Here is a 25554-nt window from a genome sequence, read left to right as displayed (position 1 = left end):
AGAACCTTCTTTTTAACTTTTTTGTAAATAATGTAATATCGTTAGACACTTGTTTTCGAGCATTGTACAATGTTCAGTATAGCCAAGGCTTAAACTAATGACACTTTTCAAAGGAGCTTCTATGACAACTAAACCGCATCTTATCGCCATTGATCTTGATGGAACGTTGTTAAACGGAGAAAAAAATATTTCTGAACGCTCTAAGGCGGCTATCGACGAAGCCCGTAAACAGGGCCATCACGTTGCGATCGCAACGGGTAGACCGTTTCGAGCAAGCTCACGTTATTATGATGAGCTATCCCTTGATAGCCCTATGATTAACTTTAATGGAGCATTTGTGCATCACCCACTCGATCGATCATTCGGTACTTATCACACACCGCTTGATTTGCAAACAGCGCATTCGATCGTTAATTCTTGTAACGAAATTAATGTAAAGAACATTATGGCTGAAGTAATGGATGATGTGTATCTGCACAAACATGATGATCAGATCCTTCAAAGTATGATTATGAAGGAATCATCCATCATAACTGGAGAAATCCATAAGAACTTAAATCACGATCCAACGTCACTATTGATACTTCCGCACGATGAGCAGTTGTCAGACTTAAGAGACACCTTACACAAACACCATGCTGAAACAATCGAGCACCGTGTTTGGGCTGCTCCGTGGAATGTCATCGAGATAGTGAAAATCGGATTAAATAAAGCCGTTGGCCTCCGTCGTCTTGCTGAACACTTCAATGTACCTCAAGATCGCGTCATTGCCTTCGGTGATGAAGATAACGACCTTGAGATGATCGAATATGCTGGTACAGGAGTTGCGATGGGGAATGCGATTGATCCATTAAAAAATATCGCAAATGAGATCACTCTTACAAATGAAGAGGACGGAATTGCAGTATACCTTGAAGAACGACTTAACTTATCTTTACCACGAACAGGACAGCTATCATAAGCTGTCTTTTTTTCGTTTATTTAAGTATTTTTACATTGAATAATAACGACCTAAGGGACTCATCCTACTATCAAAGGGAGGGATTTCTTTTGGGTAAGAACAGTAAACAAAAACAGCGAATGGCAAGAGAAGGAGCAGATCGCGCTGTCTCGAATATGGATCAACGTGATTTGACGAGCATGAGTAGTCAAGAGCGTAAAAAGGTAGAACAAGAACGTCTATCGGGTGGTGAGTAAATGGGTAACCGATACTTTCAGCTAGCAAGAGAGGCTGTTGAAAATGCTGAACAACTGGCATCAACCGGTCAACAAGGCCTCCAGCAACAAATTGAAGTAGCGAAGAACAATTTATCAGCTGCCTTCCATCAATCCAATTCTGCAGAAAAAGAACAGCTTACTGCGTACCAACAAACCATTCAAGACCTTAGTCAAGAATCTTCCAACAAACCCTTTTAAATTGGATACCATCCAAAAAACCCGGCGCAGGCCGGGTTTTCAACGTTAAAATAATTTCAATGCTCGTCTAAAGGAAGATTTCACACCCAATGCTTTGAAGAGTTCTTTCGTGATGAGCTTGTACCCTTTCCTGTTTAACTGAACACCATCATTCTCATAAAGAGACTCTTGTGATTTGTGATGTTTGATGATCGACCATAAATCGATGTGCTTTGTATCAAACTTCTTTGAGAGGTGTTTAACCCGATCAGCATACCCTTCGATCTTATGGTTTGTGAAGGACGTATTTTCTTCATCTCTTATAGGAGACGGTGAAATCAAGATGACCCGCTCTTGTGGTAAATTGTTCAACATGTAACCAATATTTTTCTCAAATTCCGAAAGATTGTTTTCATGATTCAAGCACGCTTCCTGAGTTCCAAAGAGAATCGTTACAAAATCAGGTTGATAGCTTAAAACATCAGTCTGAAATCGTGAAACACCTTCTCTTGTAGTTGGCGAAGACCCTGCATTTATGACGATCCACTCCTCGAGTTGGTTTCTAATAAGAGAAGTTAACCGTTCATTCCCCTTCTCATCAACTTCTTTTGCTGTTAAGCAGTCTCCAAAACAGACGAGTACTGGCAATGATATCGCCCCTTTCTATACTGAACTTCGACACTATACTTTCTTTTGAAGTAGTGCAGTTATGTATGGATGCCTTTCTTCTGTGCCTTCTATCGTAAATTGCACAGGACATGTAAAAATCGGTCCATCATATACAAACGTATGAAATTCTCCATTCTCGCCACAAGGGTCTACTTCATCACGAAGGCTTTTAAGAAAATGACGATCATACTGTCTCCCTAGCCAACAAGGATCGATCTCCGTTTCATCAACTGTTGTAATAACTGCTTTAAATCCGCTATCGATAAAGCGTTCTGCAGTATCTATGGTTGAATTTTGCCACAACGGGAACACACCCTTTAGGCCGCTTTTCTTTAAATGCTGTTCGCGATACTCACGGATCTCTTCTACATATAAGTCAGCAAAAGCAATACCTTCAATTTCGTTTTCAATAAATTGGTGATAAGACTCTCTCATCACCAATTCATACTGGTTGTTTGAGCATTTATCTGGTAGATTTGTTATCGTTAGCGGAATTTGTAACGCTTCTGCTTGCTTCTTAAGCAAACTTACACTTACACCATGAAATGAAATCCGATCGTGAGGGACTGTGACAGTTGTCCAAAGTCCAGCGATGTCGACTTCATCGTTTGTAAGTAAGTCATGGAGAGCTAGAGCGCTATCCTTTCCGGAGCTCCAAGAAAAAAGAAGATTCATCATTTCATTCTCCTCTCTCCTATATAGACGAACGAGAATGCCATAATGTTTCAATTATTTAGAATTTATTCGTAATAATATTAATTTAATTTAAAAAGGGTTCGATATGCAAAAAGTCGAAACAATTATCACGGAGGTGGAACGGGAATGAACGTATACCAGTTGTCTAGTCAGGTCGAGGATGATGTGATCGATAAAGTAGCAAAATTACTTATGAAGCAGATCACACATTCTGATCACGAAGGAAGTTATGAGAAATTAATCTCAGGAGCAAAGCTTGCAACCAGCGAAGAAACCGCTTCAAGAATTGTAGTTGCTGAAGATGATGGTGATATTCTTGGAGTGGCGTTCTTTAATATTGGAGTTAGCGTCGCGAATGGCGGCCCTTATATATGGTTGAACGAATTGTTTGTAGACCCAGAAGCAAGAAATCAAGGGATTGGGAGAAGACTTTTGTTACATGTTATTTATTGGGCTGAGCGAGAAGGAATCAAGGGAATTGAACTTGAAACCGGAATAAATAATGCTGTTACGAAACATCTTTATAATTCACTTGGGTTCCACGATATTATTTCGAAGCGCTACGGATTCACTTTCTCATCATAATTGATTTATGCCAAGAGATAATTTTGGTACACTAGTAGGAGTTAAGAAAGGAGGCTTCAATATGCAACTACGAGTAGATCACACACCTAACCCAAATGCGATTAAGATTACAGCTGACAAGAATCTTTTCGAAGGTTCATCCAGCCATTCTTTCAAAAAAAATGATACCCCTGACCATGCAGTAGCAGCAGAACTACTGAAATTAGAAGGTGTCGACAACGTATTTGGCTATCAGGATTTCATCACGATTAACAAGATGCCTGAAGCAGAATGGGACAGCTTGCTCCCAGAAGTTAAAGAAATCATCACAAATAACGCATAAAGAAATTCCCCGGTATCCCCGGGGAATTTTATTTAGTCATCTTTTCTAAAGAAGCCAAAGATACCTGCAGTATTTACGATATTCGTAAAGGCATGTGGATCAATTTCATTGATGATATGTTCAAGGTCATAAAGCTCATAACGCGTCACAACCATCATAAGCATTTCTTTATCTTCTCCTCTGTAAGCACCTTTCGCAGGTAACTTTGTCATTCCTCGAACAAGTCTGTCATGAATCGCTTTTTGAAGAGCATCTCCTTTAGATGTAACGATCATCGCTGTTAGCTTCTCATGACGAGTATGAATGACATCGATAACACGAGAAGAAACATACAGCGTCACGAGTGTGTACAATGCTTTTTCCCAACCATAGAGCATTCCAGCAGTTAAGATAATCAATGCGTTCAAACTGAAAAAATACGTACCGATCGGGCGGTCCTTCATCCTAGAGAGGATCATTGCAACGATATCCATACCTCCAGTTGAAGCCCCCCACTTTAACGTGAATCCAATTCCAATCGCAGCAAGCGCCCCTCCGAACACAGCGTTTAAAAGGATATCTTCTGAAAGAGCTTGAACCGGAATAACTTCAAGAAAGAACGTAGTAAGACCAACACTGATCAAACTGTAAAGTGTGAAGGCTTTCCCTACCTTCTTCCACCCTAAGATCCCAACTGGAATATTTAATAAGAATAGCAAGATACCAGTTGATACATGAATTGGCGTATAATCATTTAGTACACTAGAGAGTAGCTGCGCCATACCGGTAAAACCACTAGCGTATACGTTCGCTGGGATTAGAAATAAATTTAGAGAAACCGCTCCTAAAATGGCTCCTAACAAAATGATAATAATTTTTTTGATGATTTCCATAATAACACCCTTTTCTTTGACAGCCTCTTCTTAATAAAAAGGACGATGTAATAAAATTAGTTAGCAAGACCTTTATTGTAAGGCTTTCGGCAAGGTTCGACAACCACAAATGTTCCTATAAAAAAATTCTTATAAAGAAAAGGTCTCTCGGACCCATCTTTACGATATAATCATTGATTTTAAGTTATTGTAGGGATAAACTTTAAGAAACTAGCCAGCATTATAATGAAGAAAGGACGGTTGTTCATGAATGTACAAATTATAACCGACAGCGCCTCTGATCTTCCAGAGGAATTAGTGCAAAAACATAATCTTGAGATCATGCCTCTTATCGTCATTCTTGAAGAGAAAGAATATTACGACCGAGAAGAAATCCAGTCCAAAGCGTTATACACCGCGTTACGAGAAGGAAGATTAGCGAAAACATCCCAAATCCCCCCTGCTCGTATTAAAGAAACGTTTACAAAGTTCGCAAAAGAAGGACAGCCTTTCATCTACATTGGTCTTTCATCTGAAATATCCGGTACATTCCAATCAGCTGCAGTCATCAAGAATGAAGTTCAAGAAGAATTTCCAGACGTACAGATGGAAGTCGTTGATTCAAGAGGCGCATCACTTGGCTACGGGTTAATGGCGATTCACGCTTCAAAGCTTGCTGAACAAGGGAAAAGCGTTGAAGAGATACTCGATAGCCTGAAGGACTCTTACATCGAACATATGGAACACATCTTCACAGTTGACGATCTCGATTTCCTACAGCGAGGTGGCAGAGTCAGTAAAGCTTCTGCATTCTTCGGAGGAATGCTTAAGATCAAACCCATTCTCCATGTTGAAGATGGAAAACTTGTACCGATTGAAAAAGTCCGCGGGAAAAACAAAGTGTATAAGCGTATGGTTGAAATCATGGAAGAACGCGGCGTTAACCTGCAGTCACAGCTAATCGGAATCTCCCATGGTGATGACCTTGAAAGTGCAGAAAAGCTAAAAGAAGCCATTCAAGAAAAGTACGGTGGCCAAGATTTCATCATCACTGAAGTTGGAGCTACGATCGGTTCTCACTCCGGTCCTGGTACACTTGCATTATTTTTCCTAAATAAGTAAATAGTATGCTACATAGTATCTCCCACAACTGTGTACCCTAAAAGTAGTGAACTAAACTAAGGGTACAGGGAGGTCTTTTATGTCTAACACAAAAGACAATAATAAGAAGCCAGTGGATCATAACGCGAAGCGAATGCTTAAGAATGATCAAAAGGAAAAGAACCGAGAACAAGGGAAACATCAATACTCAAAAAGCAGTGATCATCTATAAAATAGAGAAGGCTGGATTTCCAGTCTTCTTATTTATTGGGTAGCTTTTTCCACTGCAGTAAATTAGCTGTAAACATAAAATAGAACTGCCGACAGACTTCTCGGCAGTTCAAGATTAGTTACTTTCTAACATCCGTAATTGCATAGGTTGGGAACTCTAAGCCAAGCCACATCGTCACACCTACTCCAAAAATAACGTACATCACAAAAAACAGGTCAAATTTTGAGAGTCGCGTATTGTAATAATACGTTCGCTCCCCATTATGGAACTGCTTCGATTCCATCGCTACCGCTATTCTGTGTGCGCGTCGGATACTTTGAGAAAGTAAAGGTACAGCGTACAATTTAATCGTTTGGGTTACTCTTTTAATTCCTTTCTCCTTCTTTATACCTCTAACAAGGAGAGCCGTTTTGAGCTGTTGGAACTCTTCGACCATCATCGGTAGTATACGAACAGCTGCCATAAAGCTATATGCGAACCGAGGAGGCACGTGAAGCTGCTGAGTGAGAGAATAAAACAGCAGGACTGGCCTCGTAGTAAGTGCGAATATCAAACCGAGTAATGCAAAGTTCAATGCTCTAAACCCGATGTGGAGTCCTCTATAAAAGCTCTCTTCCGTTATATGAATAAGCCCCCACTTCCACCATGTTGTCGTTCCTTGTCCGAAGAAGATCATACTTGAAGCGCTAGAAAAAAACAAAAGAAGAAACGGGATCATCAAGATGAGTAATAGCTTTCTTTTATGTCCTGTATAAAAAGCAACAAGGACGAGTGGTATGAACGTAACATATGTGATTACATTCGGATTATGAATAAACAACAGTCCTAGAAACAAAACGAGGAAAAAGACTAGCTTGAATGCAGGATTCATTCTATGCAACCAAGTTTCTTCATAATTAAGAGTCCACTGCATGAACGATCTCCTCCTCTCGACTGTTTAGTCTACGATCACACATCAACGCTCCTTTAGAAATAACCCACTCTCTCGTCGCGTACGTTTTGACAATGTTAGGATCATGAGTGACCATCAAAATGATCGTGCCCTTTGACCTTAATTCTTCAAAGTACTGCAACAGTTTAAATGTGTTCTTCGCATCCTGGCCAAACGTTGGTTCATCTAACAACAACACTCTCTGATCACCAAATAGCGCTGTTCCGACGCTAAGCTTTCGTTTCTGACCGGTTGAAAGTTGGTAAGGATGCTGATCTTGCAGGTGTAATAAATCGTACTCTGTAAGCCAGTTCGTTACTTTTTCGTGAACATGATCTGTTATGGAGTAAGCTAACTCATCGTACACTGAATGTGTAACAAACTGAAACTCCGGATTTTGAAAAACAAACGCGAGCTCTTCTCTTGCTTCTTCAATAGATCGAAGCTTTTTTCCATTCACACATACTTGGCCTGTCGTTTTCAACACGTTCATCATGCTAAGAAGCAAAGAGCTTTTTCCCGCTCCATTCTCTCCCGTTACGACGATCCACTCCCCTTCACATATCTCTAATTCAGGTAATGTGATCATACAGTTCTTTCCTCTATATCCCTTTAGGTCTTCTACAGTTACGACAGAGTTAGATTGGTTTGAACTCCTCTTAAGGGTGAGTTCTTCTTTATGTTCATCCCACACACCTGGATACCATATTCCATATTCCTTCATCTTATGTTTGTAAAAAGAAAGGATCGTCTCAGGATCAGCATCTGCGATGATGTTGCCATTCTCGTCGAAAAGAACTACACGGTGTACAAAATCGATAACAGTATCAACTTTGTGCTCAACGATGACCATCGTTTGGTTTTCATCGATTCGTTTGATTGTTTCCCAAACGTCAGTGGTCCCCTCTGGGTCAAGGAGCGCAGTTGGTTCATCAAGGTAAAGCACATCTGGCTCTAAAGAAAGAACGGAAGCAATTGCAAGTCTTTGCTTCATTCCTTGCGAGAGCGACGAAATTTCTACATGCGCGTTTTCAAAGTGCAACCCCACTTTATGAAGATACATCTGGATTAAACCGTCCATGTCTTCTCGTGAAATGCCGCGGTTCTCAAGAACAAATGCCATTTCTTCATCAACATAAGGCATACAAAACTGAGCATCAGGGTCTTGAAATACATATCCAGCCGACTCAGCGATCACGTTTTCTTCCACTTTCATTGGTACTGGTACCGCACTTGGAATAAGTCCCGATAACACTTGAAGAAGCGTTGATTTACCACATCCGCTCGGTCCTAGTAACAACACTTTTTCACCCTTCTGGATCTGAAGAGAAAGGTCATTGAAGAGTAACTCGGATGAACCCGAATATTTCACTCTTAAGTTTGTGACTCCGACTTTCATAAAACTCCTCCTTACTTATCCAGTGCTTTGAAGTCCTCGTCACTTGCTGGTCTTACAAGACTCGTTACCCCTGTTTTCTCAAGGGCTTCAACAAGGAAATAAGCAAAGATTCCAGCAATGAGCAACCCACCTAGTACCCTTGCAGAAATCAGTAAAATTAGGTTCCATAGCGCGAGATCTAATATATAGCCATAGGCGACATCCATAATCAATGAGCCAGCTGCTGCTGCAACCCCACTAACTGCTGCTACAAATGCGGTATAACGTTTGTAACCAAACAGCATAAAGACTAATTCGGTACCAAGACCTTGTACGATTCCGTATAACAATACTGAAAGCCCGTACTCTGACCCTACAAGAAATTCACCTGATGCTGCTGCAGTTTCTGCTAGTATTGCTACACCTGGCTTCCTGAGAATGAGCATCGCGACCGTTCCTGCAATAAACCACATACCATAAACAACATCACCAATATGAAGTCCGAAAGGTTTTACGATGTTGTAAACAGGCCCCCACAACTTATAAATAATCCCAAAAACAAGGGCGATTACAATCGTAATAAGAATATCTGAAAGCTTTAATCGGTTCATATCCGTTCACTCTCCATCATAGGAACAGGCCACTGTTCGATCGTATAAGCCATTTCCCAAAAACCATACTCAAGCTGGCAGCTTTGAATATAGAAATCTTTCATTCGTTGAAGTTCAGATTCTGTTGCGGTTTTTGCTCGCTCGTCTACGATCACTCGTAGTTTTTCCGTGACGAAGGCCATTTCTTTTTCCCCATAAAACGTAATCCAATCATAAAATGGATGGTCGGTATTTGGGGCAACGTCTTCCATGAGCCGCTGTCCGATTTCTTGATACGTCCAAGGGCAAGGAAGTAATGCTGCCGCGATATCACCTAGTGAACCAGTATGAGCGGCATCGAGCATATGTCTCGTATAATGATGTGCTGTAGGAGCGAGCGGAAAGCCTTGTAACTCTTCGTATGTCACGCCTGCAACGCTACAAAAATTAGTATGAGGATGAACTTCACTATTTAAGACGAAAGAAATTTGCTCATTGAAGAACTCCATAGCTCCCCTTTCCTCACACTTGGAAAGGGCGATTCCATAAATTCGTGCAAATGTATTCAAATACTCAAAATCTTGCTTCACGTAATGGATGAGCTGTTCTTTTTTTAGATGACCTGTGGCGATCCCTCTAACGAAAGGGTGCTGGTAAATCGCCTCAAAAATAGGTTCTGCTTCTCTTCTCATTTGATCTGTAAATAACATATAAATAACTCCTTCCCGCTTATCATCCGCCTGATGAAGAGGAAAGGAGCCGATATGCACAACCATCAACATTTCTGAAGCAAACTAAAAACCGCTCCAAAAATGGAGCGGCTGCGTTTGCATCCGTCTCCACTTTCCTACGCTGGCGCTAACCAGATCAGGTTCAAAGGGTCCAGGTATTCCTGTCTCAGTCATGGTTACATGACTCCCCTAGTGGACTATAAGCATTTCATATTATAATCTTAAAGCTACTATTCATTTACTATTCTGTCAACTAGAATGTGGAAGTTTAATGACGAAAGTCGTTTCATCTTCATCTGAACGCACAGATATCGTGCCATTATGCTTCTCAATAATTTGTTTGCATACTGAAAGTCCAAGACCCGTTCCAAGCTCTTTTGTACTAATAAATGGTTCAAAAATGCTTTCTACTAGGTGAGAAGGAATCGGTTTCCCATTGTTAGAAATGTGTGTGACAACAGAATCGTCATCAACAAATCCTTTAACTTTAATTGTTCTTGGCTCTTGGTTCTTTTCGTTTAACTCTTCTATTGAGTTGATTAAAATATTAAGGATAACTTGTTTTAGCTGTTCATCTACTCCACAGACGGTTAGATGGGAGGAAATATCGGTCGATACCTCGATGTTTGACTCAAGAAGCCTTGGATACAAAATTTGTACGGAATACTCTAGCAAACCACTCATGTTTAACTTTGTTGGAGCGTCATCGATTCCACGCATCTTTGATAAAAATAAGAACTGACGAACTTTCTCCTCAAGGTTATTCATTTCTTCATTAATAATTTCAAAATAATGCTTTCTAAGCGCTTCTTCATTAGGCTGATCTTCTAACAGTTTGAGAAAACCTTTGATCGATGTAAGTGGATTACGAAATTCATGAGCAAAACTTGCTCCTAATTGACCTAGGATTGTTAGTCTGTCGCTATGCATCTCTTTAATAAATAGATTTTTATCCTGTATGATACTATCCTTTAATTTTGTATATTCAGTTACAGAGTGATAAAGGTAAGAGTTAAAGTAATTATTAATAATATGCAGTGCTCTTGATAGATCGTTTCTGTTAAAATCTGATTCATTCAAAACTGAAATGACGACTGATCGCCCCGAATTAATATTTGCAACGAATTCCCCGATGTTTACATTTGCTTGAATTCGTTCCGTTGCAATCTTCTTCGTCAACGTTACAATCCAGCTTTCATCCTCAGTCAAGATATAGTGTGATATCAATTCTACCGTACGTTTGCCATTCTGAATGATTTCTTCGTAGTATGGGTCTTCTTTTGAAAGCTTCGCAATCGACAGCCATTTTTGAACAATGTTAGGCTGGCTATCTTTTAAAAACGCTGCTAGCTGTTGTTCAAACTGTTTATTATTTTCCATCGCGTTTCCCTCACTGACTACTTATGCTTTTTCTAGTTTATCATGAAACTCCATCTGCTACATCGTAGAAAACAGGTTTGAAAATGAGAGAGAATGGTAATCACTACCATAGAGAAAATATTAATCGAAAGGATGATCTGATTATGCGCCCTGATAATAAACAAACGAATGGACAACCAGCTCAGCACCAAAACCATCAGCCAGGATCACAAGAAGAAATGAATCCAAAACCGTTGATCGATGACTGGGAGTACAAAGGATCAGGAAAACTTACGAATAAAGTAGCACTCATAACGGGTGGCGATAGCGGAATCGGTGAAGCTTGCGCACTTGCGTATGCAAAAGAAGGTGCGAAGCTTGCAATCGTTTATCTAGATGAAGAACAAGATGCACAAAACACAAAGAAGCTCATCGAAAACGAAGGATCGGAATGCCTCCTTCTAGCTGGTGATATTGGCGATGAGTCTTTCTGCAAGAGCGTGATCGATCAAGTGATCGAAGTATACGGCAGACTCGATATTCTTATTAACAATGCAGCAGAACAGCACCCCCAAAAAGGAATTGAAGATATTACAGCTGAACAACTTGAGAAAACGTACCGTACAAACGTCTTCTCGATGTTCCATCTTACAAAAGCAGCCCTCCCTCATTTGAAGAAAGGGAGTACCATCATCAACACGTCTTCAATTACAGGCTACGAAGGAAACGAGCAGTTAATCGACTATTCTACTACGAAAGGCGCAATCACAGCATTCACAAGAAGTATGGCAAAATCCCTTGTCGGTAAAGGAATTCGCGTGAACAGTGTTGCTCCAGGCCCGATTTGGACACCCCTCATTCCTTCCACTTTCTCAAGCGATAAAGTAAAGGACTTCGGAACAAACACACCGATGGGACGTCCTGGTCAACCTGAGGAACTCGCAGCAGCTTATGTACTCCTTGGAAGTGACGATTCTTCATATATGACTGGCCAAACGATTCATATTAATGGCGGACAATTCATGTCGTCTTAATACTAAAGAGAAACCTCCCTTTGATGGGGAGGTTTTTTATTGTTGGCATAGCGGAGGCGTTTGGAATGGTGCTAATTCGCTAATATAAAGGAATTTTGGACATTAAATTGAGATTTTGGATATTAAAAAGAAAGTTTGGCTAATAAAATTGCCTTTTGGACAATAACCATCACTAAACCCCTCGTTAGACCTAGTTTTTATCCGAAACACACCTCTCTCACCTTTTCTACATAACCCTGCATGCTTTACAGTTCGTGTGACATTCTAACAGTATAGACACCCTGAAAGGATGAACGAGACTCATGCATACGATGTGGAAAGGCTCGATTAGTTTCGGATTGGTGAACATTCCAATCAAGCTATATTCAGCTACTGAAAATAAAGATATTAAGATGCGTTACCTTCACGAGAAGTGTCATACGCCGATCAAATATGAGAAAACGTGTCCCAACTGTGAAAAAGCTCTGGAATCTGATGAAATTGTTCGCGGCTATGAATACGAAGACGGTAAGTTTGTCATTATCGAAAGAGATGAAATCGAAGCACTCGCTCAGGAAAAAAGCAAGTCAGTTGAAATTGTGGATTTCGTTGAACTAGATGACATTGATCCTGTCTTTTTCAATCGCTCCTACTTCATTGGACCAAATGATAACGGTAGTAAGCCATACATGCTTCTAAAGAAAGCGATGGAAACTTCCGGAAGGATTGGAATTGCGAAGATCACTATACGTTCAAAAGAACACCTTGCTGCTGTTCGAGTGTACAAAAATGGTTTAATGATGGAAACGATGTATTTTCCTGATGAAGTTCGCGAATTAGATCATGTGCCAGACCTCCCTGAAGAAATGGATTTGAGTGATAAAGAATTGAAAATGGCTCAACAATTGATTGAACAGCTCACAACAGAGTTTGACCCCTCTCAGTACCAAGATGAAAGACGAGAAGCCATTATGGCACTTATCCAAAGTAAGATATCTGGTGATGACATTAAAGTTGTGAAGGAAAAACCAAAGAAAAACGTTGTCGACTTAATGGATGCTCTGCAAGCGAGTCTTGAGCCAACCGGAACAACCGAGCCTTCCAAACCAAAGAAGCAAGAACAAAAGAAAAAGAAAGTATCTGTAAAAAAGAAGAAAGAAAAAGAGGCGAATTAGATTGTTCGCCTCCTTCATCTAACGTGTTATAAGAACTGCCCATTTCTCCTGAAATGAGGGATTTGAATGAAGCCAATAAAACCATTTGAGCCAGTTACATCGGCCACGGTCCCTTCCTCCCCACATGGCATCTCACAAGTGAAATGGGATGGTGTTCGTGTATTAGCCTACTTTGACAAACAGCATTTAAAGCTTTTTAATCGATCGCTCAATGAACGGACAGCTACTTACCCAGAGCTTCAAGAATTACCTTCACTTGCTCAAAGTGTTTCATTTATCTTAGATGGCGAAATCGTTTCACTTAATGAAAAAGGAGAGCCTTCTTTTCATGATGTTATGCGCAGAGATCGACTGAAGAAAGCTAACCAAATCGCAAAAGGCGTAGAAATGAACCCGATATTCTACATGGTGTTTGATGTTATTTTATGGGATGGTAAATGGGTCAACGATCGCCCATTGATCGAACGACTTGAAATACTCGAAGAAGGACTAAATCAGAACAAATCGATTCGCATTGTTCATAGTCACGAAAATGGAGAACAGCTTTTTTCTGTAATTAAAGAAAAAGGTATGGAAGGCATCGTTTGGAAAGACCTTAACAGCTCTTATGTGATCAATGGTAAAAGCGACAGCTGGAAAAAGGTTAAAAATTATCAGGACATCTTTGCCACTGTATGTGGAGTAACATTTCGAGGAAATATTATAAATACGTTTTTATTGGGTTTGTATGACTCAAACAATCAGCTACGCTACATCGGGAGTGCTGGTACAGGAAAGTTAAAAAATGATGAGATTTCTCGTCTATCTGAAATGGTAACGTTAGTGAAACAATCCACCTCCCCCTTCTTAGAATTTGATCCTAACCGCAAAGACATTGTATGGCTCTCTCCAGAAATCATTGTAAAAGTAACCTATCTTGAGTGGACGAGTGATCAACGGTTACGTCAGCCTGTCGTTCAAACGATCACTGATGGTGATCCAAAAACCTGCTCGTTTCAACAAACATAGAAAGGTAGGAAATTCTGTGGAACAGGTCATGAAAGAAATTTTTACGCAAGAAGATCACAATTTCAGCGGGAATTTTATCATTTACGGTTACCATGAAGATCAAGAGGAGTTTGTCATCTCAATAATGAGAGACGGTCATGAATCGATTATAGGGGCATTTTCTGAAGGACTTTCTAGTGAAGAATATAATAGCTTGCATAAAACGATCGTCGAAAATCAAGACCATATCGATCAGAACATCGTTAGGATTGCTCCAGGGATCTGTGTTGAACTTTCCTTTAAGGGTATGAAGAACAACAAAATCTTAGCGCCTACCTTTGTTTCGTTCCAACTCGATACTGACTATCAAGAGTGCACAGAAGAGAACCTTATCCTAACCAACTTACCTTTTTCTAGAGAAATTTCACTTACGAATCCTTCAAAAAAATACTGGCCAAATGTGACGAAGAAAGAATATATTTCATACTTACTAAACGTCTCCCCTCTTCTTTTACCGATGCTAAAAGACAAGCACCTAACTGTTATCCGTTATCCGAATGGTGTTGGCAATGAATCGTTTTATCAAAAGAATTGCCCAGATTATGCACCAAATTTTATTCAAACAGATAGAAGTGAAGGTATTGATTACATCATCTGCAACCACCTTTCCACACTAGTCTGGCTCGGCAACCAGGGTTCAATCGAATTTCATATTCCTTTTCATACCATTCAATCGAATAAGCCTGTTGAGATCGTGTTCGATCTCGATCCACCAGACGAAAAATCATTCGATCTTGTTATATTAGCTGCAAACGAAATTAACAAGATTTTCTCTTCACTTGGGATCGTTGGATTCCCTAAGCTAACGGGTAGCAAAGGGATCCAAATACATATTCCGATAAAAGGTTCAGATTTAACGTACGATGACACCAGAATCTTCACTTCGTTTATTGCAAATTACCTTGTCGAGCAGCATCCAGCTTCTTTCACCATCGAAAGAATGAAAAAAAATCGAAAAGGTAGACTGTATGTCGATTTTCTTCAACACGCTGAAGGTAAGACAATGATCTGTCCTTATTCCACTAGAGGGAAACAATCACCTACAGTGGCTGCACCATTGTACTGGAGCGAAGTTAACGATTCCTTATCACCAACGTCTTTTACGATCAAATCTGTACGAGAGCGAATAGAAAAGGAAGGGTGTCCTTTCGAAAGATATTTTCATGAAACGAACCCATCCCTTCCAACGGTCATCGATAAGCTTCAGAAAGAAACATCGTGAGCGCGCTGAATCAAAAAAAGACTGTCGAGAAAATCTCAACAGTCTTCGGTAGCTCTACAATGTTTTCACAGACCAGCGCTCAACGAGCTTATGAGGAACGCAAACTCGTTTGTTGCTTGCTTCTGCATCTTCGATTTTTTCGAGTAAGCAATTCACAGCTTGATAGCCTAGTTGAAAGATATTAATATCAACAGACGTTAACGGTGGGCTTGCGTATTCAGCAAGCATGACATTGTTGAAACTGATAATCGAAATATCATCTGGAACCGATAGTTCGATTTCATCAAGCTTGCTCATAATTCCGAGCGCCATCAAATCATCTGCTACGACAAGTGCCGTTGGCGGTTCTTCTAGCGAGCATAATTCCATCACTGCTTCGTGCCCACCTTCTTTCAAAAACTCAACGTGCACAATATAATCATCCCTGTATTTCAAGTTCGCTTCGCGCAGCGCTTTTTCATAACCACTTAGTCGATCGACGGTTACAACAAGGTCGAGCTTTCCTCCAACAAATGCAATTCGTTCATGTCCTCTACTGATCAGATGCTCGGTTACATCCTTTGCCGCTCGGAAGTTATCATTATCAACATGCGTCACTTCATCTGGGTACTTAAAAGGCTTTCCAATCACCGTAAAAGGAAATTCTTCATCTTTTAAGAATTTCATAATCGAATCATCGATTCTAGAATAAAGAAGAACAATGCCATCGACTCTTCTCCCATGAACCATTCCTTTTACTGCATCTAGAATTTCTTCTTCCTTCGATCCAGTCGACATGTATAGGGTAAATTCATTCTCATGCGCTTTCGTACTGATTCCTCTAAGAACTTCCGGGAAGAAAGGGTTTTGAAATACTTTATCTGCCGAACTAGGCATCACGATTCCTAGGGTTTGTGTACTTCTATTCGCTAGACTACGCGCATTATAATTCACGTGATAACCGAGTTCTTCCATTGCTTCACGAACGCGACGCTTCGTCTTTTCACTGATTCTCGGATTATTTGCGATGACACGAGAAACAGTGGATGGGGCCACATTCGCGAGCTTCGCTACATCTTTTATCGTTACTGCCACTGGTTTCCCTCCTGAACAACAGGCTAACGCAACCGTAACGATTGCTGATTTCGAGTAAGCCGTTGTTAATACTTTCTTATTGTAAACGATTCCATAACTATTGTACAAACTCATTTAAAAAGGAGAAAGAAGATGGTCGACAACCTAGATCCTCCCCCCTCCTTATTAACTTTACTTATCCTTTCGTTCCTCCTGCTGTTAGGCCAGAGATAAAGTAACGCTGAAGCGATAAGAAAAGAATTGAAATTGGAATCGCAATGAGGACAGATCCTGCCGCAAACGTTGTAAACTCATTTCCAAACTGATCTGAAATCATACGATACAAGCCTACTGCAAGTGTAAACTTCTCTTCACTTCTTAAGATGATTTGAGCAAGAATAAAGTCTGTGAACGGTGTGATGAAGCTAAATAGTGCAACAACCGCAAGAATTGGTTTTGCAAGTGGCAAAATGATCTGCCAAAAGATACGGAAGTGACCTGCACCGTCAATTCGAGCTGACTCATCAAGCTCTTTTGGAATCGTATCGAAGTACCCCTTCGCTAGCCATGTGTTCATCGGTAACAATCCACCTGCATAAACAAGGATCAACGCAAAGTGTGTATCAAGAAAACCAGTGATATATGCAAGGACATAGATTGCGATCAATGCAGCAAAGTTAGGAATCATTTGTAGGATCAAGAACGTCATCAATCCATTCTTACGACCAACGAAACGATAGCGAGAGAACGCATATGCCATACAAGAAATCATTGCTACTGCAAGGATCATCGTGATGATACAAATCTTCAACGTATTCCAGTACCACAATAAGTAGTCACTTTCTGCAGTATTGAAAAGATCTTTGTAGTGCTGTAGCGTTGCATTTTCAGGAATAATCGATGAACCTGATAAGCTGTCACCTGGATTGAAAGACGAACCGATGATCCATGCGACTGGATATAGAATAATGATACAAGCGATAGCAATGACAATATAGGACAGTGTTAAACGGATGGTGTTCTGCATTTTCGTACTCATATTACATCATATCCTCTTCTTGGAATGATTTCGTTCTTCTAAACTGCCACAATGCTACCGCGATTACGATAACGGATAGAAGCATTGTAATTGCAGCCGCTTTACCGTACTGTGCTGAAGTAAACGTTAGTTTGTAGATCCATGAGATCAAGATATCCGTCGATCCAGCAGTTTGACCCGAAACGGCAGGTCCCCCACCATTGAATAGGTAGATTACGTTAAAGTTATTAAAGTTGAACGTATACTGTGTGATAAGGATCGGTGCGATTGCAAATAAAATCATTGGAAGCGTAATCGCTCTGAACTTTTGCCAGATCGAAGCACCGTCTACGGTCGCAGCTTCATATAATTCGTTTGGTATGGATTGGAGTACACCTGTTACCATTGCGAAGATGAACGGGAATCCAAGCCAAAATTGTATGAGTATTAAAGCTACTTTGGTCCAGAACGGTTCCGTTAACCATGGAATACTGTCTATACCGAATGCAGCTAAGATGTCATTGTTGATGGCACCGAACGTTTCGTTAAACATTCCTGCAAATACTAGGATTGAAACGAATGCCGGTACTGCCCATGGCAAGATAAAAATTGTTCTTATAATGCCTTTAAATTTAAGGTCTTTCTGGTTCATCAGTACGGCAAGGAAAATACCAATTGCGATCTGACCAGTCGTTGCGAAGAACGTCCATACGATTGTCCAAGAAAATACGTCTAGGAACGTGTTACGCCAAATATCCATGCTGAAGATATCGATATAGTTTTGAATCCCAATCCAGTCAACGAGGTTCGCTGGTGGTGAGTGATAAAGATCATAGTTCGTAAATGATAAAAGTATGACGAATAGGATAGGAAAGATAACAACAAAGATTAGTAGAAAGAATCCAGGAGCTAGCATTAAATAAGGAAAGCCCTGTTCTGAAACATTTCGATACTGCTCTCTTACTGAATTAAGAGGAATGCCAAGGTCACGATTCTTTCCGTTTACATAGGCATCCCGCAGGTTCAAGAAGTAGATCAACAACCCTATCGCAATGACTAGGACTGCGATGATTCCTTGTGTTAAAAGGAAAATAGAGTGATCTCGTGGTAGTTGTTCTCCTAGCGTAACGATTCCCCATAATCCGATGTTAATTAGATCAGCAAAAGCAACTGCAAATGAAATCGTTAGGATAAAGAACATGAATCCCTTCATAATCTGCTTATTATAGAACTGACCTAACCCTGGAATGAGGGACAATGCTAATGCTGTTTTTCGATGCTTCGTTTGACGTCCAGTTGCCTCCATCGTGATGGCAATCCCCTTTCTTCCCCTCACTTTGACATCCATTAAAGTGAGAAGCAGTACCCCTTTATGGAGTACCGCTTTTGATTTTCATTACTTAATTACTATGATTTTGTTCGATCTGTGATTTGATTGTTTTCGTAGCTTCTTCAAGTGCAGCCTTAGGATCTTGCTTACCTGTAGCTACCAATTGAAGTGCAGATGCTGCTGGCTCCCATACTTCTGCCATTTCAGGAATGTTAGGCATAGGCGTACCATATTGAGACTGAATTGCAACAGCGCTTGCTGCTTCATTTTCTGCAATAACAGGATCTTCGATTAGAGACTTAACTGGAGGGATTTCACCAGTTTCTTTAAAACGAATCTTACCGTTTTCTGCGTTTGCTACCCATTCAACTAGCTTTGTAGCCCACTCTTTGTTTTCAGAGAAGTTACTTACATGCCAGCCTTTAACACCGATAAACGTCTTAAAGTTCTCACCGTTTGGAAGCTTAGGCATCGGTGCTACACCGATTTCAATTCCAGCATCTTTATATCCTTGGAAAGACCATGGACCGTTCATTACAGATGCTGCTTTGCCATCGTTAAATAGTCCATCCATTGTAGATCCACCGTTTTCACCGATAAGTCCTTTAGGGAATAGACCTTCTTCATACCACTTCTGGATGTATTCTGTACCTTCGATCGCGCCTTCGTTAGCTAAACCAAGATCTTGAGGATTAAGACCTTCATCAGAACGATCGAATACGTAACCACCGTATCCAGAAAGAACTGCATTCGCAAAGTAGAAGTTATCCCAAAGTGCAAGGAAACCATATTGCTTGTCCTTCGTGAAATCTTTTGCAAACGTGTATACGTCCTCCATTGATTCTGGAGCTTCATCCATCAATGCTTTGTTATAGATAAATACTGGCGTTTCAGTAGCTTTTGGAAGTCCATAAAGCTTGCCATCGTAAGTTTGTGCTTGAATAGAAGATTCTGTATAACGGTCTACTACTTCTTGATCAACTTCGATTGGAGAAATCAACCCTTCTACAGCAACTTGTCCGATCTGATCGTGAGGTAGAGTTAGAACGTCAGGGCCAGTACCTGCTGGACCGTCTAGACGGATCTGCTCTCTAATTTCGTCAGCCATACCAAGCTCTTTAAATTCAACTTTAATACCATGTTCTTCTTCGAAACTTTTAATTGCTGGTTCAAGCGCTACTGCTTTGTCTTTATCTTCCCAGACTACTAGTTTCTCAGGTTTGTTCGCTTCAGCGTCTCCGTCGCCACCGTTACTATTATTTGTAGAAGCGCTTTCATTGTTTTGCGGACCACAAGCAGCTAGTACGCCGATTGCTAAAACCAGTGTTAGAAATAAGGCAAAAAACCTTTTCATTTCTTTAACCCCCTCAATAATTTACGATAGTCACACAAGCATTTTCATGATTTCGTGAAAACGATTGCACTAACTTTCTATACCTAATTATACATGTAGCGAAATTTTTAGCAACCGTTTGCACAAAACTTTTTTGAAATTTTTTTATACTTGATTTGATCTATTCTTAAAGGGATTTGACTAGAGGTCAAGAATCTTCTACATTAATAGGGGAGCACGCATGAAAGGCCTTGTGACCAAATCGTGTTGGAATAGTACAAATTAATGCAAGCGATTGCATTTAGGAGGGGACAAATTGCAAAAAGAAGCGATCTATCATCGACCAAAAAACAACTTCGCCTATCCTTATAATAACGAAACGTTACATATCAAACTGCAAGCAAAGAAAGGCGATTTAACGTCTGTATCACTCATTCATGGTGATCCATATGATTGGGAAGACCATGCATGGCAATCTATGAAACACCCTATGACCCTTACAGGTTCTGACTCTTTGTTTGACTACTGGGATATTGCGATCAACCCTCCCTACCGAAGACTTCGTTATGGGTTTCTCTTAGAAGATAAACAAGAAGCTTTTTTTTACACTGAAAAAGGATTCTACACAGAGCAACCAGAGGATACCAATGATTACTTCAGCTTTCCTTTCTTAAATGGAAAAGACGTCTTCAGGGCGCCTGAATGGGTGAAAGACACAATCTGGTATCAGATTTTTCCTGAACGATTTGCGAATGGAGACCCGTCGATCGATCCAGAAGAAAGCTTACCTTGGGGAGAATTCCCTCCTACACCAACTAACTTTTTTGGTGGGGATTTTCAAGGAGTGATGGATCATCTGAACCACTTATCAAAGCTTGGTATAAACGGAATCTACTTCACTCCTTTTTTCAAAGCTCACTCCAACCACAAATACGATACGATTGATTACATGGAGATCGACCCTCAATTTGGAGATAAGGAAACGTTCAAAAAACTTGTGAATGCGTGTCATGAGCGCGGAATCAAGATCATGCTCGATGCCGTCTTCAACCACAGCGGCTACCACTTTGAACCGTTTCAAGATGTATTACTGAATGGCGAAAATTCCCGCTACCGTGATTGGTTCCATGTTCGTTCATTTCCGATTGAAACAGAACCATTACCTTCATATGATACGTTTGCATTTCAGCCTACGATGCCGAAACTCAATACCGAGAATCCAGAAGTACGTGAATATCTTCTAAATGTAGGACGGTACTGGGTAGAAGAATTCGATATCGATGGTTGGCGACTTGATGTTGCAAATGAAGTTGACCATGCGTTCTGGCGCGATTTTCGAAATGAAGTAAAAAAAGTGAAGCCAGAACTCTATATCTTAGGAGAGATCTGGCATGATTCCATGCCATGGCTTCAAGGTGATCAGTTCGATGCCGTTATGAACTATCCGTTCACGTCAGCTGTTCTGGATCACTTCGCACATAAGAAAATTGCTGCGGATACGATGGCAGACAGGCTAACATCTCTGCTCCACTCCTACCCTGCTAATGTAAACGATGTTGCTTTTAACCTTCTCGGGAGTCATGACACCCCAAGAATGCTGACGCTTGCGAATGAAAATAAAGATCTTGTTAAGTTAATGTATATCATGCAGCTATCATTCCCCGGATCACCATGTATTTACTACGGAGATGAGATCGGAATGACTGGTGGTGCAGACCCAGGCTGTCGCTATTGCATGATTTGGGATGAAGAAAAGCAGGATAAAGAGTTATTCCATTTCCTACAGCAGCTCATCTCATTAAGAAAGACGCACGAAGCATTCGGTACCGCTGGGTCGTACGAACTGTTTACGACAAGTGAAACGATCACGCAATTTATTAAACGGACTGAAAAGGAAACCCTCCTCTTCCTTTTGAACAATGCAGACTCTTCTTCTTCCGTTTCAATTGCAAACTTCGTTCAACATCGTGCAAAGAGCTTAGTAAGCAATCAAGAATTTAACGATGCGACTGTCCACCTCAAACCATATGGGTATGAGATCATCTCACTCATCTAAAGCTTACAGCTTCTGGAATTCATTCCAGAAGCTTTTTTTCATGTCTTTCCCCTCTCAATTTCTGAAAGCGCAACCACCTAGACCCCACCTGCAATCCTAGCATTTTCCTTTTTTGCACTTGTTAGATTTTGTGACAAACTATTTTAAATATTCTAAAAATAAACTTGAACTTCACCGCGATACAGCATAATATAAGCATATAGAAAATAATGTTTGTGAGATTAACTAACATGGAGGTGCGAAAAGTGAAAAAAGTCGAAGCGATTATTCGTCCTGAATCTTTTCAGGACTTAAGAGATCGATTAAGAGATGAAGGCATTACAGGAATGACAGTTTCAGAAGTTGCAGGGTGTGGTTTACAAAAGAAACAAACGGGGCTCTTTAGGGGAAGTCATTTCGAAGTGGATCTCCAACCGAAAGTAAAAGTTGAACTTATTTTTGAAGATTATCTTCTCGATCATGTTGTAAAAACGATTCGTGATGTTTGTTCAACTGGGCAAGTAGGCGACGGAAAAATCTTCGTCTACCCAGTAGAAGATGTTATTCGGATTCGCTCAGGTGAACACGGTCTAACTGCTTTTAAATAAAAAAGTAAAGGATGGTTACGTTGAAAAAAGTATCAGTTCTATTTGCAGCTATTATTCTATTATCGAGTGGAAAGGCATATGCCGCGGCAGATGCATCAGCTATAACAGTAGTAAGTCAATCGATCGACACGGTTTGGGTCATGATCGCAACATTCCTCGTGTTCTTCATGCATGCAGGATTCGCAATGGTAGAAACTGGGTTCACCCGTTCAAAAAACGCACTTAATATTTTAATGAAAAACTTGTTAACGATGTCGATCGGAGCTGTTTTGTACTTCGTAATCGGATTTGCCTTCATGTTCGGGGACTCTGCTTCAGGATTCATCGGTAGTAGCGGGTTTTTCCTCACAGGACAGTCTGATCAAATTGGATTCTTTGTCTTCCAGGCTGTTTTTGCTGCTACGTGTGCAACAATTATTTCAGGAGCAGTTGCTGAACGTATGAAACTGATCAGCTATATCGCGATCACAATCGCAATGGTCGGATTTGTATATCCAGTAGTAGGACACTGGATTTGGGGAGGCGGCTGGTTAGCAGAGTTAGGATTTACTGATTTCGCTGGGTCAACAGTCGTCCACCTTACAGGTGCACTTGGTGCTGTCGTAGCCGTTACATTCCTTGGAGGGCGTATCGGTAAATATTCAAAAGATAAAGTGAACGTTATTCAAGGACACAACATTCCTCTTGGCGCACTAGGCGTATTTATTCTATGGTTTGGCTGGTTTGGATTTAACGCTGGTAGTACATTATCTGCTAGTGACGCACTTATTCCTACGATCGTCGCTACAACTCTTCTAGCTGCGTCGGGTGGCGTAATCTCAAGCGCTCTTTATTCTTATATCAGATACAAACAGATCGATGCATCGCTTACGCTAAACGGAGCCCTTGCAGGACTTGTTGGTATAACTGCTGGAACGGCAAGCGTCTCTCCACTCGGTGCCATTGCGATCGGCCTTATCGCTGGTATTATTCTCATCGAAGCAGTTCAATTGATCGACCGTCGAGTGAAGCTAGATGATCCAGTTGGCGCGATTGCAGTTCACGGAGTATGTGGCGTATGGGGTACGCTTGCTGTTGGACTCTTTGCAATAGACGGTGGTCTCTTCTATGGTGGTGGCGCTGCCCTCCTTGGTGTTCAAGCAATTGGAATTCTTGCTGTTATGGCTTGGACATTCTCGACTGTAGGATTATTCCTCTTCGTTTACACACGCTTCTCGTCAATTCGCGTTTCAAGAGAAGAAGAAATCCAAGGACTCGATTTTTCTGAACACGGTTCAACTGCTTATGAAGTTCGTGGAGCAATCAACTCAAGCAACAGTCTTTCTACAGGAGCTGGATTTGGCCACGGCCTTGTCGACAGATTAAATCGGTTAGAATCGCCAGAAGTAAAGGAATCTCAAACACAATAATTTCCGAATGAAACCCGCTCAAAGCGTATGCTCTGAGCGGGTTTTTACATTCCACTACGTATTCGAATAGTACTCACCCTTCGATGGCGAAACGCTCATGATGAATAGCGGAAGAGAAATGATCAGCATCACAAACGACCCTCCAGCGACAACAAATTGAATCGAAATCACTTCAGCAAGAAGTCCAAATAGCAACATGATGATGATAACGATAAAAGCTTCGATGAATCCAAACAAACTACCGATCCTCCCCATCATCTCGACAGGAACATTTGATTGATAGAAGGTATCGAATCCAGTGTTCGCAAATGCAAGAGCGAACGAAAGGAGAAAGAATCCAAAGCTCGCCATTTCAAACCCACCTGATAAGGCGTATACTATATATCCGAGAGAGAGAACAACCGCCCCTCCCCCTAGCAGCCATGATGTTGTTAGTTTTCTTATCATGACTGTATTAACGATCGCACCGACTAGTATTCCTACTCCCGAAATGCTGACAAGATAACCGTACGAACTATTTGTTAAATGCAGCACCTCTTTCGAAAAAGCAGCTTCGAGCGAATCGACTCCCCATGTCATCACAGTGATCGCACTGTACAAAAAGTAAATACTAACGATATACCCTGCTTTTCTAGCGTAGTTCAGTACGATTTTCCAATCCTCTTTCATGACTTGAATTGATACATTCAGAGACTCACCCTTAGGCATGCCGTCACTTTTTTCCACATTAGGCATGATAATCATTAATAATGCAGAACTAGCTACGGCTACAGAATTGATGTAAATCGCATAGGTTGGTGTACCTATGATGAATAGAAAGCCAGCAATAGCAGGTCCGATGATAAAAGCTCCAGAATCTACGAGACTTCTAAAAGAATTAAACTTCTTCCTTTCCCCGTGCACAATCAACTTCGTAATGTACACCATCGATGTAGGATGATAGATAGAGCTCGACATGTTTATGACGAGAACAGTACAATACATAAACACAATTGAAGTAAGTGATGGAAGAATCGCTGTTACTAGTGATTGAAATAGCGCTAAACCAATCATCAATCTTCGTTTGTTCACTCGATCAATCCAACTGCCGCACCATCCATTTGTAAGGAGCGTTGCTAATGGCTTTAGAATATAAAGAGCTGTCACGGCAAGAACTGATTTTGTCATGTCGAGGATGATCAAGTTTAGCGCGATATGATAGATCCACCCTCCTACATTCGATAATCCTATACTAGTTAAAAGCACAATATGTTTTTTCGACGTTACCTTTTTCATCACACACCTCGCAATTACATTTTATTGAACCAATAAAAAAATCCCACCCCCAAGACAATAGTCTTGAGGACGAGATTCGTAATCGCGGTGCCACCTCAGTTTATCGATATGTCGCCATATCAACCTTATCAGGTACGGCAATTTACTACATTTGCGTATACCCTATCTCTATAACGGGAGCTCCCGTTACACCATC

The 25554-nt window shown here is 40.8% G+C and carries 27 protein-coding genes, 1 riboswitch and 1 other annotated feature (1 of these 29 running past the window's edge); of the genes, 14 read left to right on the top strand and 13 right to left on the bottom strand.

Annotated features, from left to right (window positions below):
• The first annotated feature begins 121 nt into the window (after positions 1-121).
• From LCM09_RS10805 to LCM09_RS10795, 3 genes are all read left to right on the top strand, one after another.
• Positions 122-961 carry a Cof-type HAD-IIB family hydrolase gene (locus tag LCM09_RS10805; protein ID WP_224881473.1) on the top strand — a complete coding sequence of 280 codons (840 nt, stop codon included), beginning with the start codon at positions 122-124 and terminating at the stop codon, positions 959-961.
• A gap of 89 nt (positions 962-1050) precedes the next feature.
• Positions 1051-1197, top strand: coding sequence for a hypothetical protein (locus LCM09_RS10800; RefSeq protein ID WP_224881471.1), 147 nt, complete (start codon positions 1051-1053; stop codon positions 1195-1197).
• Complete coding sequence (locus tag LCM09_RS10795) at positions 1198-1416, top strand: DUF3813 domain-containing protein (RefSeq protein WP_224881469.1); 219 nt, start codon at positions 1198-1200, stop codon at positions 1414-1416. It abuts the gene before it with no gap.
• A 45-nt stretch (positions 1417-1461) separates the two neighbouring features.
• On the opposite strand, the gene LCM09_RS10790 is transcribed toward LCM09_RS10795, so the two are convergent.
• Together LCM09_RS10790 and LCM09_RS10785 are read right to left on the bottom strand one after the other, a co-directional pair.
• Positions 1462-2043, bottom strand: a complete 582-nt coding sequence (locus LCM09_RS10790) for a GDSL-type esterase/lipase family protein (protein WP_224881467.1) — start codon at positions 2041-2043, stop codon at positions 1462-1464.
• 33 nt (positions 2044-2076) lie between these two features.
• A complete protein-coding gene (locus LCM09_RS10785) occupies positions 2077-2742 on the bottom strand; it encodes a Dph6-related ATP pyrophosphatase (protein ID WP_224881465.1) in 666 nt (221 codons plus the stop codon).
• A 144-nt stretch (positions 2743-2886) separates the two neighbouring features.
• Here LCM09_RS10785 and LCM09_RS10780 point away from each other — a divergent pair, with 144 nt between their 5' ends.
• Together LCM09_RS10780 and LCM09_RS10775 are read left to right on the top strand one after the other, a co-directional pair.
• Positions 2887-3345, top strand: coding sequence for a GNAT family N-acetyltransferase (locus tag LCM09_RS10780; RefSeq protein WP_224881463.1), 459 nt, complete (start codon positions 2887-2889; stop codon positions 3343-3345).
• 61 nt (positions 3346-3406) lie between these two features.
• Positions 3407-3667, top strand: coding sequence for a NifU N-terminal domain-containing protein (locus tag LCM09_RS10775; RefSeq protein WP_224881461.1), 261 nt, complete (start codon positions 3407-3409; stop codon positions 3665-3667).
• Positions 3668-3699: 32 nt separating this feature from the next.
• Here LCM09_RS10775 and LCM09_RS10770 read toward each other — a convergent pair whose 3' ends face one another.
• Positions 3700-4539 carry a YitT family protein gene (locus LCM09_RS10770; RefSeq protein ID WP_224881459.1) on the bottom strand — a complete coding sequence of 280 codons (840 nt, stop codon included), beginning with the start codon at positions 4537-4539 and terminating at the stop codon, positions 3700-3702.
• A 246-nt stretch (positions 4540-4785) separates the two neighbouring features.
• Between LCM09_RS10770 and LCM09_RS10765 the strand changes: the two genes are divergently transcribed.
• Together LCM09_RS10765 and LCM09_RS10760 are read left to right on the top strand one after the other, a co-directional pair.
• Positions 4786-5640: a DegV family protein gene (locus LCM09_RS10765; RefSeq protein ID WP_224882940.1), complete on the top strand. Its 855-nt coding sequence runs from the start codon at positions 4786-4788 to the stop codon at positions 5638-5640.
• A 79-nt stretch (positions 5641-5719) separates the two neighbouring features.
• On the top strand, positions 5720-5851 hold the full coding sequence (locus LCM09_RS10760; protein WP_224881457.1) for a DUF3941 domain-containing protein: 132 nt from the start codon (positions 5720-5722) through the stop codon (positions 5849-5851).
• Between the two features lie 118 nt (positions 5852-5969).
• On the opposite strand, the gene LCM09_RS10755 is transcribed toward LCM09_RS10760, so the two are convergent.
• The 5 genes from LCM09_RS10755 to LCM09_RS10735 form a co-directional block, all read right to left on the bottom strand.
• The gene (locus LCM09_RS10755) at positions 5970-6764 is read right to left on the bottom strand and encodes an energy-coupling factor transporter transmembrane component T family protein (protein ID WP_224881455.1); all 795 of its coding nucleotides are present in this window, start codon (positions 6762-6764) and stop codon (positions 5970-5972) included.
• Positions 6748-8181 (bottom strand): ABC transporter ATP-binding protein, encoded by a 1434-nt coding sequence (locus tag LCM09_RS10750; RefSeq protein WP_224881454.1) that lies wholly within the window; start codon positions 8179-8181, stop codon positions 6748-6750. The genes LCM09_RS10755 and LCM09_RS10750 overlap by 17 nt, the downstream gene beginning before the upstream one ends.
• Positions 8182-8192: 11 nt before the next feature.
• A complete protein-coding gene (locus tag LCM09_RS10745) occupies positions 8193-8771 on the bottom strand; it encodes an ECF transporter S component (RefSeq protein ID WP_224881452.1) in 579 nt (192 codons plus the stop codon).
• Positions 8768-9460, bottom strand: a complete 693-nt coding sequence (tenA, locus tag LCM09_RS10740) for a thiaminase II (protein WP_224881450.1) — start codon at positions 9458-9460, stop codon at positions 8768-8770. Before tenA ends, LCM09_RS10745 begins: the two co-directional genes overlap by 4 nt.
• A 117-nt stretch (positions 9461-9577) precedes the next feature.
• Positions 9578-9682, bottom strand: a riboswitch (TPP riboswitch).
• 48 nt (positions 9683-9730) lie between these two features.
• Positions 9731-10861: a histidine kinase N-terminal domain-containing protein gene (locus LCM09_RS10735; RefSeq protein ID WP_224881439.1), complete on the bottom strand. Its 1131-nt coding sequence runs from the start codon at positions 10859-10861 to the stop codon at positions 9731-9733.
• A 143-nt stretch (positions 10862-11004) separates the two neighbouring features.
• On the opposite strand from LCM09_RS10735, the gene LCM09_RS10730 reads away from it, so the two are divergent.
• The 4 genes from LCM09_RS10730 to ligD all read left to right on the top strand — a co-directional run bounded on the left by LCM09_RS10730 (position 11005) and on the right by ligD (position 15297).
• Complete coding sequence (locus LCM09_RS10730; RefSeq protein WP_224882938.1) at positions 11005-11874, top strand: SDR family oxidoreductase; 870 nt, start codon at positions 11005-11007, stop codon at positions 11872-11874.
• 302 nt (positions 11875-12176) lie between these two features.
• Positions 12177-13028 (top strand): non-homologous end joining protein Ku, encoded by an 852-nt coding sequence (ku, locus tag LCM09_RS10725; protein ID WP_224881437.1) that lies wholly within the window; start codon positions 12177-12179, stop codon positions 13026-13028.
• 66 nt (positions 13029-13094) lie between these two features.
• Positions 13095-14036, top strand: coding sequence for an ATP-dependent DNA ligase (locus LCM09_RS10720; RefSeq protein WP_224881426.1), 942 nt, complete (start codon positions 13095-13097; stop codon positions 14034-14036).
• A gap of 28 nt (positions 14037-14064) precedes the next feature.
• Positions 14065-15297 carry a DNA ligase D gene (gene ligD, locus LCM09_RS10715; protein WP_224881425.1) on the top strand — a complete coding sequence of 411 codons (1233 nt, stop codon included), beginning with the start codon at positions 14065-14067 and terminating at the stop codon, positions 15295-15297.
• Positions 15298-15351: 54 nt separating this feature from the next.
• Here the strand turns inward: ligD and LCM09_RS10710 are convergent, their stop codons facing one another.
• The 4 genes from LCM09_RS10710 to LCM09_RS10695 form a co-directional block, all read right to left on the bottom strand.
• The gene (locus LCM09_RS10710; RefSeq protein ID WP_224882936.1) at positions 15352-16371 is read right to left on the bottom strand and encodes a LacI family DNA-binding transcriptional regulator; all 1020 of its coding nucleotides are present in this window, start codon (positions 16369-16371) and stop codon (positions 15352-15354) included.
• Between the two features lie 175 nt (positions 16372-16546).
• A complete protein-coding gene (locus tag LCM09_RS10705; protein ID WP_224881423.1) occupies positions 16547-17389 on the bottom strand; it encodes a sugar ABC transporter permease in 843 nt (280 codons plus the stop codon).
• 1 nt (position 17390) lies between these two features.
• Complete coding sequence (locus tag LCM09_RS10700) at positions 17391-18674, bottom strand: carbohydrate ABC transporter permease (RefSeq protein WP_224882934.1); 1284 nt, start codon at positions 18672-18674, stop codon at positions 17391-17393.
• A 94-nt stretch (positions 18675-18768) separates the two neighbouring features.
• Entirely contained in the window at positions 18769-20052 is a 1284-nt protein-coding gene (locus LCM09_RS10695) for an extracellular solute-binding protein (protein ID WP_224881422.1), read from the bottom strand.
• 295 nt (positions 20053-20347) lie between these two features.
• On the opposite strand from LCM09_RS10695, the gene LCM09_RS10690 reads away from it, so the two are divergent.
• The 3 genes from LCM09_RS10690 (at position 20348) to LCM09_RS10680 (ending at position 24083) form a co-directional block, all read left to right on the top strand.
• Positions 20348-22087 (top strand): glycoside hydrolase family 13 protein, encoded by a 1740-nt coding sequence (locus tag LCM09_RS10690; RefSeq protein ID WP_224881420.1) that lies wholly within the window; start codon positions 20348-20350, stop codon positions 22085-22087.
• A 245-nt stretch (positions 22088-22332) separates the two neighbouring features.
• Positions 22333-22674 (top strand): P-II family nitrogen regulator, encoded by a 342-nt coding sequence (locus tag LCM09_RS10685; RefSeq protein ID WP_224881418.1) that lies wholly within the window; start codon positions 22333-22335, stop codon positions 22672-22674.
• Positions 22675-22694: 20 nt separating this feature from the next.
• Positions 22695-24083, top strand: a complete 1389-nt coding sequence (locus LCM09_RS10680; RefSeq protein WP_263622907.1) for an ammonium transporter — start codon at positions 22695-22697, stop codon at positions 24081-24083.
• A gap of 54 nt (positions 24084-24137) precedes the next feature.
• On the opposite strand, the gene LCM09_RS10675 is transcribed toward LCM09_RS10680, so the two are convergent.
• Positions 24138-25358 carry an MFS transporter gene (locus tag LCM09_RS10675; RefSeq protein WP_224881416.1) on the bottom strand — a complete coding sequence of 407 codons (1221 nt, stop codon included), beginning with the start codon at positions 25356-25358 and terminating at the stop codon, positions 24138-24140.
• Between the two features lie 62 nt (positions 25359-25420).
• Positions 25421-25554 (bottom strand) — a binding site (T-box leader) (it continues 123 nt past the right edge of the window).

It is taken from the genome of Guptibacillus algicola (assembly GCF_020171805.1).
GTDB classification, from domain to species: Bacteria; Bacillota; Bacilli; order Bacillales; family Guptibacillaceae; genus Guptibacillus; species Guptibacillus algicola.
This window is presented reverse-complemented; position numbering and strand designations above follow the sequence as displayed.

What these genes read in the sequence shown, in the direction of transcription:
- LCM09_RS10805 (WP_224881473.1), top strand. Translation starts at nt 122, where the DNA reads ATGACAACTAAACCGCATCTTATCGCCATTGATCTTGATGGAACGTTG.
- LCM09_RS10795 (WP_224881469.1), top strand. Translation starts at nt 1,198, where the DNA reads ATGGGTAACCGATACTTTCAGCTAGCAAGAGAGGCTGTTGAAAATGCT.
- LCM09_RS10785 (WP_224881465.1), bottom strand. Translation starts at nt 2,742, where the DNA reads ATGATGAATCTTCTTTTTTCTTGGAGCTCCGGAAAGGATAGCGCTCTA.
- LCM09_RS10780 (WP_224881463.1), top strand. Translation starts at nt 2,887, where the DNA reads ATGAACGTATACCAGTTGTCTAGTCAGGTCGAGGATGATGTGATCGAT.
- LCM09_RS10775 (WP_224881461.1), top strand. Translation starts at nt 3,407, where the DNA reads ATGCAACTACGAGTAGATCACACACCTAACCCAAATGCGATTAAGATT.
- LCM09_RS10770 (WP_224881459.1), bottom strand. Translation starts at nt 4,539, where the DNA reads ATGGAAATCATCAAAAAAATTATTATCATTTTGTTAGGAGCCATTTTA.
- LCM09_RS10765 (WP_224882940.1), top strand. Translation starts at nt 4,786, where the DNA reads ATGAATGTACAAATTATAACCGACAGCGCCTCTGATCTTCCAGAGGAA.
- LCM09_RS10760 (WP_224881457.1), top strand. Translation starts at nt 5,720, where the DNA reads ATGTCTAACACAAAAGACAATAATAAGAAGCCAGTGGATCATAACGCG.
- LCM09_RS10755 (WP_224881455.1), bottom strand. Translation starts at nt 6,764, where the DNA reads ATGCAGTGGACTCTTAATTATGAAGAAACTTGGTTGCATAGAATGAAT.
- LCM09_RS10750 (WP_224881454.1), bottom strand. Translation starts at nt 8,181, where the DNA reads ATGAAAGTCGGAGTCACAAACTTAAGAGTGAAATATTCGGGTTCATCC.
- LCM09_RS10745 (WP_224881452.1), bottom strand. Translation starts at nt 8,771, where the DNA reads ATGAACCGATTAAAGCTTTCAGATATTCTTATTACGATTGTAATCGCC.
- tenA (WP_224881450.1), bottom strand. Translation starts at nt 9,460, where the DNA reads ATGTTATTTACAGATCAAATGAGAAGAGAAGCAGAACCTATTTTTGAG.
- LCM09_RS10735 (WP_224881439.1), bottom strand. Translation starts at nt 10,861, where the DNA reads ATGGAAAATAATAAACAGTTTGAACAACAGCTAGCAGCGTTTTTAAAA.
- LCM09_RS10730 (WP_224882938.1), top strand. Translation starts at nt 11,005, where the DNA reads ATGCGCCCTGATAATAAACAAACGAATGGACAACCAGCTCAGCACCAA.
- ku (WP_224881437.1), top strand. Translation starts at nt 12,177, where the DNA reads ATGCATACGATGTGGAAAGGCTCGATTAGTTTCGGATTGGTGAACATT.
- LCM09_RS10720 (WP_224881426.1), top strand. Translation starts at nt 13,095, where the DNA reads ATGAAGCCAATAAAACCATTTGAGCCAGTTACATCGGCCACGGTCCCT.
- ligD (WP_224881425.1), top strand. Translation starts at nt 14,065, where the DNA reads ATGAAAGAAATTTTTACGCAAGAAGATCACAATTTCAGCGGGAATTTT.
- LCM09_RS10705 (WP_224881423.1), bottom strand. Translation starts at nt 17,389, where the DNA reads ATGAGTACGAAAATGCAGAACACCATCCGTTTAACACTGTCCTATATT.
- LCM09_RS10700 (WP_224882934.1), bottom strand. Translation starts at nt 18,674, where the DNA reads ATGGAGGCAACTGGACGTCAAACGAAGCATCGAAAAACAGCATTAGCA.
- LCM09_RS10695 (WP_224881422.1), bottom strand. Translation starts at nt 20,052, where the DNA reads ATGAAAAGGTTTTTTGCCTTATTTCTAACACTGGTTTTAGCAATCGGC.
- LCM09_RS10675 (WP_224881416.1), bottom strand. Translation starts at nt 25,358, where the DNA reads ATGAAAAAGGTAACGTCGAAAAAACATATTGTGCTTTTAACTAGTATA.